Origin of the sequence: Pedobacter ginsengiterrae (assembly GCF_039537385.1) — a bacterium.
Lineage (GTDB): Bacteria > Bacteroidota > Bacteroidia > Sphingobacteriales > Sphingobacteriaceae > Pedobacter > Pedobacter ginsengiterrae.
Genome location: NZ_BAABAK010000001.1, coordinates 33,444 through 47,603, shown reverse-complemented (window position 1 = coordinate 47,603; position 14,160 = coordinate 33,444). Strand labels below are relative to the sequence as shown.

17 protein-coding genes are annotated in these 14,160 nt (G+C 34.2%); 7 read left to right on the top strand and 10 right to left on the bottom strand.

Annotated features, from left to right (window positions below; all coding sequences use genetic code 11):
• Window positions 1–4: 4 nt before the first annotated feature.
• The 4 genes from yidC to ABD692_RS00195 all read right to left on the bottom strand — a co-directional run bounded on the left by yidC (window position 5) and on the right by ABD692_RS00195 (window position 4,882).
• Window positions 5–1,807, bottom strand: coding sequence for a membrane protein insertase YidC (gene yidC, locus ABD692_RS00210; protein ID WP_344764016.1), 1,803 nt, complete (start codon window positions 1,805–1,807; stop codon window positions 5–7).
• Window positions 1,808–1,827: 20 nt separating this feature from the next.
• Window positions 1,828–3,444: a CTP synthase gene (gene pyrG, locus ABD692_RS00205; protein WP_316758745.1), complete on the bottom strand. Its 1,617-nt coding sequence runs from the start codon at window positions 3,442–3,444 to the stop codon at window positions 1,828–1,830.
• 285 nt (window positions 3,445–3,729) lie between these two features.
• The gene (locus tag ABD692_RS00200) at window positions 3,730–4,272 is read right to left on the bottom strand and encodes a hypothetical protein (RefSeq protein WP_316758747.1); all 543 of its coding nucleotides are present in this window, start codon (window positions 4,270–4,272) and stop codon (window positions 3,730–3,732) included.
• A gap of 46 nt (window positions 4,273–4,318) precedes the next feature.
• Window positions 4,319–4,882: a DUF3575 domain-containing protein gene (locus ABD692_RS00195; RefSeq protein ID WP_344764013.1), complete on the bottom strand. Its 564-nt coding sequence runs from the start codon at window positions 4,880–4,882 to the stop codon at window positions 4,319–4,321.
• Window positions 4,883–4,973: 91 nt separating this feature from the next.
• Here ABD692_RS00195 and ABD692_RS00190 point away from each other — a divergent pair, with 91 nt between their 5' ends.
• Window positions 4,974–5,927: a bifunctional helix-turn-helix transcriptional regulator/GNAT family N-acetyltransferase gene (locus tag ABD692_RS00190; RefSeq protein WP_344764011.1), complete on the top strand. Its 954-nt coding sequence runs from the start codon at window positions 4,974–4,976 to the stop codon at window positions 5,925–5,927.
• 55 nt (window positions 5,928–5,982) lie between these two features.
• Here ABD692_RS00190 and kdsB read toward each other — a convergent pair whose 3' ends face one another.
• From kdsB to trpS, 4 genes are all read right to left on the bottom strand, one after another.
• Window positions 5,983–6,747, bottom strand: coding sequence for a 3-deoxy-manno-octulosonate cytidylyltransferase (gene kdsB / locus ABD692_RS00185; RefSeq protein ID WP_316758753.1), 765 nt, complete (start codon window positions 6,745–6,747; stop codon window positions 5,983–5,985).
• Window positions 6,744–6,947, bottom strand: a complete 204-nt coding sequence (locus ABD692_RS00180; protein ID WP_344764009.1) for a DUF5808 domain-containing protein — start codon at window positions 6,945–6,947, stop codon at window positions 6,744–6,746. The genes kdsB and ABD692_RS00180 overlap by 4 nt, the downstream gene beginning before the upstream one ends.
• A gap of 163 nt (window positions 6,948–7,110) precedes the next feature.
• Window positions 7,111–7,725 (bottom strand): deoxynucleoside kinase, encoded by a 615-nt coding sequence (locus ABD692_RS00175; protein WP_316758757.1) that lies wholly within the window; start codon window positions 7,723–7,725, stop codon window positions 7,111–7,113.
• A gap of 94 nt (window positions 7,726–7,819) precedes the next feature.
• Window positions 7,820–8,818, bottom strand: a complete 999-nt coding sequence (gene trpS / locus ABD692_RS00170) for a tryptophan--tRNA ligase (protein ID WP_316758758.1) — start codon at window positions 8,816–8,818, stop codon at window positions 7,820–7,822.
• A gap of 502 nt (window positions 8,819–9,320) precedes the next feature.
• Here trpS and ABD692_RS00165 point away from each other — a divergent pair.
• From ABD692_RS00165 to ABD692_RS00140, 6 genes are all read left to right on the top strand, one after another.
• Entirely contained in the window at window positions 9,321–9,911 is a 591-nt protein-coding gene (locus ABD692_RS00165; protein ID WP_344764007.1) for a lysophospholipid acyltransferase family protein, read from the top strand.
• Between the two features lies 1 nt (window position 9,912).
• Window positions 9,913–10,203 (top strand): Asp-tRNA(Asn)/Glu-tRNA(Gln) amidotransferase subunit GatC, encoded by a 291-nt coding sequence (gatC, locus tag ABD692_RS00160; RefSeq protein ID WP_344764005.1) that lies wholly within the window; start codon window positions 9,913–9,915, stop codon window positions 10,201–10,203.
• Between the two features lie 108 nt (window positions 10,204–10,311).
• The gene (locus ABD692_RS00155; RefSeq protein ID WP_316758765.1) at window positions 10,312–11,070 is read left to right on the top strand and encodes an ABC transporter ATP-binding protein; all 759 of its coding nucleotides are present in this window, start codon (window positions 10,312–10,314) and stop codon (window positions 11,068–11,070) included.
• A 66-nt stretch (window positions 11,071–11,136) separates the two neighbouring features.
• Complete coding sequence (locus ABD692_RS00150; protein WP_344764002.1) at window positions 11,137–11,685, top strand: cob(I)yrinic acid a,c-diamide adenosyltransferase; 549 nt, start codon at window positions 11,137–11,139, stop codon at window positions 11,683–11,685.
• A gap of 85 nt (window positions 11,686–11,770) precedes the next feature.
• On the top strand, window positions 11,771–11,992 hold the full coding sequence (locus ABD692_RS00145; protein ID WP_010603503.1) for a DUF2795 domain-containing protein: 222 nt from the start codon (window positions 11,771–11,773) through the stop codon (window positions 11,990–11,992).
• Window positions 11,993–12,161: 169 nt separating this feature from the next.
• Window positions 12,162–12,320, top strand: a complete 159-nt coding sequence (locus tag ABD692_RS00140; protein ID WP_109924584.1) for a lmo0937 family membrane protein — start codon at window positions 12,162–12,164, stop codon at window positions 12,318–12,320.
• Window positions 12,321–12,345: 25 nt separating this feature from the next.
• On the opposite strand, the gene ABD692_RS00135 is transcribed toward ABD692_RS00140, so the two are convergent.
• Complete coding sequence (locus ABD692_RS00135) at window positions 12,346–13,023, bottom strand: 2-C-methyl-D-erythritol 4-phosphate cytidylyltransferase (protein WP_344763997.1); 678 nt, start codon at window positions 13,021–13,023, stop codon at window positions 12,346–12,348.
• 80 nt (window positions 13,024–13,103) lie between these two features.
• Window positions 13,104–14,153: a tRNA preQ1(34) S-adenosylmethionine ribosyltransferase-isomerase QueA gene (queA, locus tag ABD692_RS00130; RefSeq protein ID WP_316758775.1), complete on the bottom strand. Its 1,050-nt coding sequence runs from the start codon at window positions 14,151–14,153 to the stop codon at window positions 13,104–13,106.
• Between the last annotated feature and the right edge of the window lie 7 nt (window positions 14,154–14,160).

Sequence of the window (14,160 nt, the reverse complement as noted above, 5' to 3'; positions counted from 1 at the left end):
GCAATTACTTTTTACCTTGTTGCTGTTGTTGTTGACGCATGTAATCATCTAAACGCTGTTGGAATTTAGATTTTTTCTTTTTCTCATCAGCTGGTTTCGCCTTATTTTGTTGAATTAAAGCATGAATTTTATCATCATCAACCATTTTACGGATTAAGAACTGCTGTCCGAATGTCATTAAGTTAGCTAAGAAGTAGTAATAATTTAATCCGGCAGGATAGCTATTTAATACACCCAAGAAAATTACTGGCATAATGTAGCCAATGTATTTCATTTGACCTGTTGCACCCGAAACCTGGTTGTTAAAGTAAGTCATAATTAATGTAGAGATCGTCATCAATACACACATTAAACTTAAGTGGTCGCCTATGAAAGGAATTTTAACACCGAAACGGATAAACTCATCATAAGTAGATAAATCTTTCATCCAAAGGAAACTTTCTTGTCTTAACTCGAACAAGTTAGGGAAGAAGAAGAAGAAAGCCATAACTAATGGTAATTGTAAAACCATCGGCAAACACCCGCCGAGTGGATTTACACCAGCTTTCTTATAGAGTTTCAAATATTCTTGCTGAACTAAAGTAGGATTATCTTCACCAACTTTTGCTTTAATCTCATCCATTTCAGGTTTTAAAACCCTCATTTTAGCCATCGATAAGTATGACTTGTAGGTTAATGGTGATAATGCAAGTTTTAATAAAATGGTAAGCGCAAAAATAATCAGGCCATAACCCCAACCGAAACCGTTAAGGAAATTAAATACTGGCAATACGATAAAACGGTTAACATATTTTAACGGCCAATAACCCATATCAACTTGCTGCTCCAAATCGTATCCTTGAGCTTTCAAAGTCGAGAATTTGTTGGTGCCAAAATAGAATTCCATTTCGTAAGCCTGATTTGCAAGATGCGTGTAAGGCAATTGCATATTTGCACTATAGAATTTAATCTGACCTGGAGTTGTTGGAATTTTAACTTCTAAACTTCCTTTTTCAAATGCTTGTTTAGCAATTAATGAAGCAGAGAAAAAATGTTGCTTAAATGAAACCCATTGGATTTTTCCTTTAGTTAATTCTTCTTTCTCATCTTTTGAAACACTTAAGTGGTTTACATCACCATCTAAATATTTGTAGTATGGAGCAGAATAACGGTGCTCACTTTCAATAGATTTTTCTTGTTGCAATAACGTTGCATCCCAGTTTAAATTAATTGTGTTGCCAGAAATAACTTGCTGTAAACCAACCAAATTAACATTAAATGCTACCTTGTTACTTGCTGCTTTTAAATCGTAAGCAAATTCTACATAAGCATTGGCACCATAATTAGCACGCATAGTTACACTATTGCCATTTTTAACAGGTGTAAAGTATAAATCGTTTGTGTTGATTACTTTTCCTGCTGCATTAATGTTTAAGCCAAACTTATTGTTGTTTCCACTAAACAAAATTAAAGGTTTACCATCAAAAGTTTTTTGGCCTTTAACTTGCACCGATGCAATTTTACCACCTTTATTACTCAAGGTAATTAATAAGTTTTCGTTTTCTATAACTGTATTCAATTCTGTTCCAGCTAAAGCGGTTCCGAAAGGGCCTTTAAGCGCTAAAGAATCAACTGCAGGATTTGCAACAGCTGTATTTTTTACAGTATCTTTTAATGTAGTTGCAGTAACACCTGCTTTTTTAAGCGAATCAATTTTCTCTGTTTCTTTGGCTTTTTTAAGTTCTGCTTCACTTGGTTTGAAGAAGTAGAATGATCCTGCCAAAATGATCATAATCAGGAATAATCCTGTAAAGGTATTTCTATCCATTATTTATTTTTATGCTGCAGTTAATTAGTTTTCTTTTTAGCATACTCCATTGCAGCGGCCACAAATTTAACAAAAAGTGGGTGAGGATTTGCTACTGTTGATTTTAATTCTGGGTGAAACTGGCCGCCCACGAAAAAAGGATGGCTTTTTAATTCTACAATTTCAACAAGGCCCGATTCAGGATTAATACCAGAGGCAATCATTCCTGCTTCTTCGTATTGTTTTAAATAGGCATTATTAAATTCGTAACGATGACGGTGGCGCTCGTTTATATGTTGTTTACCGTAAATAGCAAAAGCCTTTGTGCCTTTTTTAATGTCGCAAGGATAAGAACCCAAACGCATTGTGCCGCCTTTATTTGTTATTTTTTTCTGCTCCTCCATCATGTTGATTACAGGATTTTCAGCATTTTCTTCAATTTCTACCGTATGTGCGCCTTTTAAGCCTAAAACATTACGGCCATATTCAATTACGGCACATTGCATACCTAAACAAATACCAAAGAAAGGAATGTTATTTTCGCGAACGTATTTAATTGTATCAATTTTACCTTCAATACCGCGACTACCAAAACCTGGTGCAACTAAAACACCTTGTAGATGGCCTAATTTCTCTTTTACATTATCAGGGAAAATGCCTTCAGAGTGAATATATTCTACTTTTACTTTACATTCATTTTTAGAACCAGCATGTACAAAAGATTCTATAATCGATTTATAAGCATCAGGTAATTCAACATATTTTCCAACCAAGCCAATTTTAACTTCAGCTGTAGGATTTTTTAAACGACCAAGAAAATCTTTCCAGCTTTCCATATCTGGATCGTTTTTGGTTGGTAATTTTAATTTCGCTAAAACAGTTTTATCTAATTGTTCTTTTAACATCAGCAAAGGCACATCATAAATTGTAGATGCATCCATTGATTCGACAACTGCGTTGATATTAACGTTACAAAATAAGGCGATTTTTTTTCTCAAATCAGGGCCTAAGTGATGTTCGGTTCTACAAACCAGGATATCGGGCTGAATACCATATTCTAACAAGGCTTTAACCGAGTGTTGTGTTGGTTTTGTTTTCAACTCTCCAGCTGCCGCTAAATATGGTACTAAAGTTAAATGAATTACAATTGCATTCGAATTGCCTTCTTCCCATTTAAACTGACGAACAGCTTCTATAAACGGTAAAGATTCGATATCACCAACCGTACCACCAAGCTCCGTAATTACAATGTCGTAATCACCGCTATCACCAAGAATACGCATATTACGTTTAATTTCATCGGTAATGTGCGGAACAACCTGTACAGTTTTACCTAAATACTCACCTTTACGCTCTTTGCTAATTACGTTTTGGTAAATACGACCTGTTGTAATGTTGTTTGCCTGCGAAGTTGGAACATTTAAGAAACGTTCGTAATGACCAAGATCTAAATCGGTTTCAGCACCATCTTCCGTAACAAAACACTCACCGTGCTCGTATGGATTTAATGTTCCTGGATCGATATTAATGTACGGATCGAATTTTTGAATGGTTACACGATAACCTCGTGCCTGTAAGAGTTTAGCTAAAGAAGCGGATATGATGCCCTTACCTAAAGAGGAAGTAACACCGCCCGTAACAAAAATATACTTAGTCATGTTTGTGAATTTATGCAACAAAGGCAAAAAATGTTGCTTTTTGTACGGGGTACAAAGGTAGTAAAATTAGTCGTTCAAGCAGAAATAAAACTCGGTAATTTTAAAAATGATAAAGCAATGTTATTTAATGGATTATAAAATTGTTTTGTTGCATTATCTTTTTTGGTAAAGCTTAGTCGATAACAATTATTAAGATCAGTTTCGTTTTTCGCTTTAAATTATGATGATAATTTGTGCTTTTTGTGATGGGGGTTAAGAAGATAATTAGTAGATATAAAAAGTGAATTAACAACAATTGTAATAAATCTTTACCTTCTTTTCTTTTTCGCTCCAGGCAATGTAAATGTTGTTCTCTTTTCCTAAACGATACTTAAAGCCATTTAAACCCGATTTTTTTAATTCCTCATAAAGCGCTTTATCTGGGGTGTAATTATCAGCTTTATCATCTGGCATAACTGCAGGTTCTAGAAAATTATCATCACTAAAAAAGTCGTTAGCTATTGTTTTAAGAAAAATAATTTGATCTTTTTCTTTCGATAAATCGATGTTGGGATCTGTACTACCCAAAAGCTCAGTACCTTTTAGTTTCGCATTGTAAATTTCGATGCCTTCAGCATTTTTGATGCTGAAGTTTAAAACCATATCTTCTGGCTTTCTGCCAGTTAATTCAATTTTAAATGTATCTAATGTCTTTAAATTTGAAAATGATTTACCTATGCTCGAATTTACATTCTTAAATTCTATGGATTCTGCTTTCTCTTTTTGATTTGATTGACAAGCAAATAGAACAACAACACATGTAATGATAAGTAATGATAATTTTCTCATGGTCGAAAATACGAATTTTAGAGTTTTATCAAATTTTTAGTTCGAATTATAGAGAATAACCTATTGATAAAGTTAATTGAAAATCTAAATATCCTTTTGGAGCATCGCTTCCTTGAAATGTTTCTATGTTGAAATATTTTCCATAACCTATTCCAGTAGTTGTTTCGAGCAAAAATCTTTTAGCTGGAATATACAGAAACCCAATATTAATACCCGAACGGATGGAATTCGCCTTGAAGTTTCTATCATTTCCAAAAGATAAATATCCAGTAGGATGAACGTAGGCATTATTTGATACAATTGTTTTGTTTAAGTTTCCTGTATATATTCCAAAAAAAGGCGTAATCTCATGTTGTTTTATTTCATAAGCATACATTTTTGCCCGCAGTAAAAATCCGTTATATTCATAATCTCTTCCCCAGTTTAATACTCCTGTGTTATAAGAAAGTTCCAGGCCATATTTTAGTGCGATAGTTTTCTCAGTAGAAAATGATGGTCGCTTAGCAATCAGATTTAATAAATTTGTTTTTAAAAAGATTCCGTATGGCTTTTGAGCTATTCCGTTTTTGGCTATAAATAAGAAAAGCAATAAGTATAAAAACTTCCTCATAGTATATCGTTTTCTAAAAATAATTTAATTTATCCAATTGAAAACATTTTTTTGTAATATTGCGTAATCAGTTACGTAATTAATTTAATATATGAGCTTTTTTGAACAAACAGGTAAGGTTGCTATTGGAAGTAGATTAAGAATGTTAACAGACAAGGTTACCGAAGACGCAGCACAGATTTATAAACTTTACGATATAGATATGCAACCCAAATGGTTCCCCGTATTTTATTCTCTATCAAAAGGAGAGGAGAAAACCATTACGGAGTTAGCTAAAGAGATTGGTCATTCACATCCCTCCGTAAGCAAAATAATCAGCGAGATGTTGAAGAAAGGTTATGTATTGGAAAAGAAAGATAAAAGTGATGGGCGACGGAATGTAGTTAGCCTTTCTAAACAAGGTTTGATCATTTCGGATAAGGTTACTAACCAGTTAATTGATGTTAATGCGGCTATTGAAGAATTATCGGCACAAACGCAAAACAAACTTTGGGAAGCGATAGGTGAGTGGGAATTTTTATTAGAACAAAAAACATTATTAAAAAGAGTGGAAGACAAGAAAAAACTTAGAGATAGCGAGCAAGTTGAAATTGTTGCTTATGAGCCAAAATACCAGGAAGTATTTAGGGCGTTAAACGTAGAGTGGATATCAGCGTATTTTAAAATGGAAGAATCTGATTACAAAGCTTTAGATCATCCGCAAGGCTATATTTTAGATAATGGTGGACATATTTTAGTTGCGCTCTACAATGGCGAACCTTTAGGTGTGTGTGCGTTGATTAAAATGGATGATGAGGAATACGATTTCGAGTTGGCAAAAATGGCTGTTTCACCGAAAGCACAAGGAAAAAATATAGGTTTTTTACTTTCTAGTGCAATTATAGAATTGGCAAAAAAATTGGGTGCTTCTAAAATTTATTTAGAAAGTAATACTATCCTCAAGCCCGCCATTAACCTTTACCATAAACTAGGTTTTGAAAAGGTTGCTGGCAAACCTACGCCATATACGCGTTGCAATATCCAAATGGAGTTAGTGGTAAGCTAAAATCCCTATTTTAAGGTACGAAGCAATCTCAAATAAAGAAATTGCTTCGTACCATTTACTCTAATTTCAAAGCCTTTAAAAGCTTATTCAACTTTTTAAGGTCTTCTGGTGTATCAATAGCAACAGTTTCTAAATCTGTAATTTTTGTTTGGATGTAAAATCCGTTTTCAATCCAGCGAAGCTGTTCTAAACTTTCAGCAATTTCTAATGAGGATGGTGCTAATTTTGTAATCTCTTTTAAAGATTCTGTTCGGTAACCGTAAATACCTACGTGTTTGTAAAACTGATGTTTTTCTGCCCAAACACCTGGTTCTCCATTTCTAATAAAAGGAATAGGGCTTCTACTGAAATACATTGCCCTGCCGTTTACATCAATTACCACCTTTGGACTGTTTGGATTATAAATACTTTCCTGACTTTCTATCGGTTTTATTAAGGTTGCCAGCTGAACTTTTTCTTCAACAAAGCAACTGGTAAGCAAATCTATTTGTGCAGGTTCTATAAAAGGCTCGTCACCCTGAATATTAATTACAATATCAAAACCAGTAAGCTGCTCAATAACTTCAGCGCATCTATCTGTTCCGCTTTGGTGTGTTGAAGCTGTAATTACATACTCGCCACCAAATCTTTTAACTTCTTCAACAATACGTTCATCGTCGGTTGCAATTACAACTTTCGATAAACTTTCTGCTTTGGATGCCTGCTCATACACCCTTTGTATCATGCTTTTGCCAGCAATATCTACCAATGGCTTGCCTGGAAATCGGGTAGAGGCAAAGCGAGCAGGAATTATCCCGATAACTGATTTTTTATCTATCATATATTTTTTTGATAGAGCCTGTAGGCTACAAAAGCAAAAATTAACCCCAAAATAATATAGGAAATTGGATGTGCAAAATTAAGTGTCCACCCCAAAACTTCAATTCGTTTTCTGATGATGAATCTTGAATCGTTTCTATTAAAATAGAAAATACCCCATTTCCAGTTTTCTGGTTTATCATGTTCGAAATCTTTTTCCATCGTTTATAGATTGATAATTTTACTTAAAAAAACCTTAACTGATTATACAACTCTTCATAATTATGAGTTTGATAAAGAGTATTTTAAAGTGAAATAAAAGTTTAGATTTCTTACAAAGTTCAGGGTAACAATTTTGAATCGTTTTTTCTTACAGCTAAAAAAATTAAAATAATCCGTTTATTTCGGCTTCTATAGATTGAATTACCGTACCTAAATCTTCAGGATTGTTAGTGAAATCCAATTTATCTTTATCAAGAATTAATAATTTACCAAGATCGTAGCCTTTAATCCAGGCTTCATATTTCTCGTTCAGTTTAGATAAATAATCGATACGAATACCAGCTTCATATTCGCGGCCTCGGCGTTGTATATTATTTACAAGCGTTGGCACAGAAGCACGTAAATAAACCAGCAAATCTGGAGGTTTAATAAACGATGTAATATTATCGAAAATAGCACGGTAATTATCGTGATCACGGGTAGTCATCAAAGCCATATCGTGTAAGTTTTCAGCAAAAATATGTGCATCTTCATAAATCGTTCTGTCTTGAATAACATTACGTTTATTTACTTCGATGTCTGTAATTTGTTGAAAACGACTGTTTAAGAAATAAATCTGAAGGTTAAAGCTCCAGCGTTTCATGTCGCTATAAAAATCTTCGAGATACGGATTGTTATCAACAGCTTCATATAAAGCTTCCCATCCATAATTTTTTGCCAACAAACCAGTTAAAGTTGTTTTACCAGCGCCTATATTTCCTACTATTGCTATGTGCATATATAATGATGTAAGATGTGAAATATGTAAGAAGGAAAATGAAGGATTTTAAGCGCTCATCTAAAGTCTCTTATCTCAAATCTATTAAATAAAATTAAAAACTTTTAAACCCAATTAAGTTACGAACTTCTTTAATGGTTTTCTGCGCACTTTCTCGAGCTTTTAAAGCACCGTGTTTAGCAACCTGTCTTAAATATAAATCATCTTTAGATAACTCTTCAATTCGTTCTCTTATTGGTGAGTTAAAAATAATCATATCTTCTGCAAGCTGTTTTTTCATATCTCCGTATCTAATTTGCATTTTGTTGTATAAACCGTCAAAATGCTCAACCGTATCTGGGGTAGAAACAATTTTCATTAAATCGAATAGGTTTTGAATAGCTTCGGGCTTTGCCTGGTTTTCTTCCGTCGGGCCACTATCGCTAACCGCACGAGATACCTTTTTGCGAATAATTTCTGGACTATCAGACAAATAAATGCAATTTCCATCACCGTCAGATTTGCTCATTTTACCTTTACCTTCTAAACCTGGCACTTTTACCAAATTTTCAGAATAACTAAACGCAAACGACTCTGGGAATAAATCGGTATTATACATTCTATTAAAACGATTTCCAAAATTCCTGGTCATCTCTAAATGTTGCTCCTGATCTTTACCAACAGGAACTTTTGTAGCCTTGTGAATCAAAATATCTGCCGCCATTAGGGTCGGATAGGTTAATAAACCAGCATTAACATTATCAGGATTTGCTCTAATTTTCTCTTTGAAAGATGCACTGCGTTCTAATTCGCCCAAATAAGCATTCATATTCAGGTACAAATAAAGCTCAGAAACCTCTGGAACATCAGATTGGATATATATTGTTGCCTCTTCAGGATTAATGCCACAAGCTAAATATTCTACTAAAACGTGTCTTACATAACCATGCAAATCACCAGGTACTGGATGTGTAGTTAAAGAATGGAGGTCGGCAATAAAAAAATAGCAGTTGTAATCGTACTGCATTTTTACAAAGTTAGTTACTGCGCCAAAATAATTTCCTAAATGTAGCTTTCCTGTTGGCCTGATGCCACTCACCACTGTTTCTTTCATAATGGCACGAAATTAAAAATAAAAAGCCATCAAACTATAGTATAGATTCAATTTTATATCATAAAAAAATATCTTCTCCTAGGTTAATCAATACCTGCACCTTGTGGTCATATCCATTTTATCGTCAAATATTTCTAAGGTCATCTCTGGGTTAGCGTCGGTGTTAGGAACTGGGTTTATACTGGCGAACACCTGGCTAAGTACTGGATACAGATATTATTTACTACGGATAGTTATTATAGTAATGTGCTCTTTTATTGATGTGATTAATGTAATTGAAAATAAAATGATTATGATCTGATCAGCACTGAGATCGTGAGCTTATATCATAATGAATTATCAAACTATTTTATATTTTTGACAATCTATGATAAAATTTTTTAGGCAATTACATCGCGTTTGGTACCTTTTCTGGATACTGTTTTTCTTTGCACTCTTTTATCCGATTTATATAATTACGTCTAAAAATCCGAAGTATTATGGGATATTAAATTTTTGCCGAATGGCAAATAGCTTTCTATGTAGTTTATTTGCTGGGGTATTTTTCTCTTATAAATTTGAAGAGCCATTAGATAACAAGCAAACTTATATTTACTGCGCCAACCATACATCTAATTTAGATATTATGATATTTTGCATTTTGGCAAAAGGGCGGTATCATTTTATGGGCAAAGATGAATTATTAAATAACCCTGTATTAGGCATATTTTTTAAAACTATTGATATATCTGTAAAACGAGATAGTAAAATATCAGCATTCAGGGCTTTTAAAAAAGCAGGCGAAAATTTAGAAAAGGGGATGAGTTTAATCATTTTTCCAGAGGGAAAAATAGATGATCACTACCCACCAAAACTTGGCGAGTTTAAAAATGGTCCATTTCGCCTTGCAATAGAAAAAAATATTCCTTTAGTGCCAGTAAGTATAACCAATGTTTGGAAAATTAACTGGGATGACGGTGCTAAGTATGGAAGTAAGCCTGGAATTTGCGATATTTACGTCCACAAACCAATTAATACATCTCAGCTAACAGATGGTGATACAGATGGATTAAAAGAAAAGGTTTTTAAATTGATTGATAGCAAACTTTTATAATATGAATTTAGACGCAAAGACCATTCACAAAATAGCCGATTTGGCAAGGATTCATATTGATGAAAAAGAGGTTGAAACCCTCATTCCTGAAATGAATAAGATCTTATCGTTTATGGAAAAATTAAACGAACTAGATACTTCTGCTGTTAAACCTTTGGTTTATATGAATGAAGCTACAAATGTGTGGCGCGAGGATGTTTTTAAACAAGAAATTTCTACTGCCGATGGTTTGAAAAATGCAGCAAAACATACAGATGAGTTTTTTATGGTTCCAAAAATCATTGAGAAATAAGCTTCAATTAATTGGTTAAAATTTAAGCTGCGTTTAGTAACATAATAGATGTTTTTTAAAATCGCTTGTAACATCTTACCCATTACCCTTGTCTAAAAAATAAAAACTATGTCGCAACCACTCATCACCATTAAAGAAATTGGACGTAAATACGTTATCGGTTCAGAGGTAATTCATGCTTTAAAATCAGTAAGTTTAGATATAAACAAAGGTGAGTTTGTGGCGTTAATGGGTCCTTCTGGTTCAGGTAAATCTACGTTGATGAATATTTTGGGTTGTTTAGATACACCTTCGAGTGGAACTTATATATTAAACGGAACTGACGTAAGCCACATGACGGATGATGCTTTAGCTGAAGTTCGCAATCAGGAAATCGGTTTCGTTTTTCAAACATTTAATCTTTTACCGCGCTCCACTTCTTTAGATAACGTAGCATTGCCGCTAATTTACGCAGGAAACAGTAAAAAGGATCGAGATGCTCGCGCTGCTAAGGCGTTAGAAAATGTAGGTTTAGGAAATCGTATGGATCATAAACCCAACGAGCTTTCTGGTGGTCAGCGTCAACGTGTAGCTGTTGCGAGAGCATTAATTAACGATCCTTCTATTATTCTTGCCGATGAGCCAACGGGCAACTTAGATACCAAAACCTCTATCGAAATTATGGGTTTGCTCGAAGAAATTCATAGCAAAGGAAATACAATTATTTTGGTAACGCATGAGGAAGATATTGCTCAACATGCACACAGAATTGTACGTATGCGTGATGGTTTGATAGAGAATGATTACTTGAATACCGATATAAAAAATGTTTCGCCACGCTTGCAGGCTTTAAAAGAAAGCGGAAGCGATTGGGAAAAAATAAATTAATCCCTAAATCCCCACCGGGGACTTTTAGGATTTTATATAATAATTTCCCTTTTAGGGGTTAAGGGTATGAAAATCTACACAAAAACTGGCGATAAAGGCCAGACATCATTAATTGGTGGCACTCGTGTTGCAAAATATCATTTACGTATTGAAGCTTACGGAACCGTTGATGAATTAAATTCGTACATCGGGTTAATTATGTGCCAGAACATCGATGCCCATCATCAGCAATTACTTAAAGAGATTCAGGATCGATTATTTACGGTAGGCTCTTCTTTGGCAGCCGACCCTGAAAAATCTAAAATGAAGATTCCTGATTTGCATGATAGCGACGTTACTTTGCTTGAAAACGAAATGGATGCTATGAACGAAAGCTTGCCAGCATTAAAGCATTTTATTTTACCAGGCGGTAATACGGTAGTTTCCTACTGTCATATTGCCAGATGTGTTTGCAGAAGGGCAGAACGTTTAACTGTAGAACTTGCAGGAAATAGTTTTGTAGATGAACGCGTAACAGTTTATCTAAACCGTTTGAGCGATTATTTATTTGTTTTGGCACGAAAACTGAATATTGATTTCGGAGCAGAAGAAAACATTTGGATACCTCGTGTTTAATGGTGGAAAAATAAGTTTGTTTTGCTCAGAAATTTTAATATACTTTGCGAAATATTAAGAATAAGAATTTAATTGAATTGAAGATATGTATTGGACACTAGAATTAGCTTCCCACCTGGAAGACGCACCATGGCCTGCAACAAAAGATGAGTTAATTGATTACGGTATCCGTTCTGGAGCACCTGTAGAAGTTATCGAGAATTTACAGGCATTAGAAGATGACGGCGAGCCTTATGAAACAATAGAAGAAATTTGGCCAGATTATCCTACTAAAGAAGATTTCTTCTTTAATGAGGATGAATACTAAAGAAAGCCTGAAAAGCTCCCGATGAAAATCGGGAGCTTTTTTTTGCATTTTATTTTATAAGCGATGAAAATAGAGGCAAATGGTGAGATCAAAATAAATCTTTACATTTTTTAAACAAAAGATTATCGTGTGTGTTAATACTTCAATATTTACTTAAAAAATTAACACTATGGGGAATTTATTGTATTTAGTAGCGGTAGTATTGGTAATACTATGGGTTATAGGTTTTGTATTTCACGGCTTTGGTGATGTAGGTGGAATTATTCATGTTCTACTCGTAATAGCTGTTATAGCAATATTACTTAAGGTTATAGGCAGAGCTGCCTAAACAAAATAAAAATACCCTTTATAATTTAAAGGGTATTTTTATTAATTAACATTTCTGCCAATTCTAAATCGATCGGGTAGGTTATTTTTATGTTGTTTCTTTCTCCTTCGATAATATTTATTTTTTCTCCAAGTGCTTCTACAACACTTGCATCATCTGTAAAGGCTAATTCAAAGTCTTGCTCGTATGCACTTCTCAAAACTGATAGATCGAATACCTGAGGAGTTTGTACCAGATAAACCTCATTTCTTTTAATAGCAGATGTTTCGCCATTTCTTAAAAGCCTAACACTATCGCTAGATTGTATTGCAACAACTACATTTCCTAATTCAGTAGCTTGCTTATAACTATAATCTATAAGCTGTTTTGAAACTAATGGTCTAACTGCGTCATGTATTGCGACGAAGCAATCTTCGTTAATTGTTTTAATGGCATTCTGAACAGAATTAAATCGCTCTGAGCCACCAGCAATAATTTCGTGCGGTATGTTAAAATTAAATTCATTACAAAGCCTTCGCCAGTAATTGTGCTGGTCGGTGTGTAATACAACTAAAATTTTTGGTTGAGAATCGCTTTGCGCAAAAGCTTTTATCGTGTGCATTAAAACCGGAAGGTTATTAAGCAGTAGAAATTGTTTTGGGGTTTCAGTTTGCATTCGATTTCCCGAACCTCCTGCTACAATTACAGCGTAATATTTCATCATCAAAAGTATCAAGTATTTAGTATCAAGTAGCAAGTATAGACTTTAGTCTCGATACTCGATACTTAATACTTGAATCGATTTTAGATAATTAGCATGGCATCACCATAGCTATAAAATTTATATTTTTCTTTTACTGCAACTTCGTAAGCATTCATTACGTTTTCGTAACCGCCAAAAGCACTAACCATCATTAATAAAGTAGATTCAGGTGTGTGGAAATTGGTTATCATCGAGTTTGCAATACTGAAATCGTAAGGAGGGAAGATAAACTTACTTGTCCAGTCGTTAGCAGCTTTTAAAGTTCTGTTTGCAGAAACAGCCGATTCGATAGAACGCATTGAAGTTGTACCAACGGCACAAATTCTTCTTTTTTCTTCTAAAGCTTTATTTACAATATCAGCATCTTTTTGCTCAATAATAAATTGCTCAGAATCCATTTTGTGTTTAGTTAAATCTTCAACTTCTACAGTTCTGAAAGTTCCTAAACCAACGTGTAAGGTAACTTCGGCAAATTCTATACCTTTAAGTTCAAGGCGCTTCATTAATTCGCGACTAAAGTGTAAACCTGCAGTTGGAGCTGCAACTGCACCTTCGTGTTTCGCGAAAATTGTTTGATAACGTTCTTTATCTTCAGCAGTAGCTTTACGTTTAATATATTTAGGAAGTGGAGTTTCGCCTAAAATTTCAACGTTTTTTCTGAATTCTTCATCAGTTCCTTCGAATAAGAAACGGATTGTACGGCCGCGAGATGTAGTGTTATCTACAACCTCAGCAACTAACAAATCGTCATCGCCGAAATATAATTTATTACCAACACGGATTTTACGAGCTGGGTCCACTAAAACATCCCATAAACGTAGTTCTTTATTTAACTCACGAAGTAAGAAAACCTCGATTGTAGCACCAGTTTTCTCTTTATTGCCATATAAACGAGCAGGGAAAACTTTTGTGTTATTTAATATCATAACGTCTTTGTCATCGAAATAACCTAAAACGTCTTTAAAAATTTTATGTTCAATTTTACCGCTGTCTTTGTGTAAAACCATCAAACGTGCTTCGTCGCGTTGTTCAGCTGGATTGTTAGCCACTAGTGCCTCTGGTAAGTTGAATTTGAATTGTGATAATTTCATTCTTGAT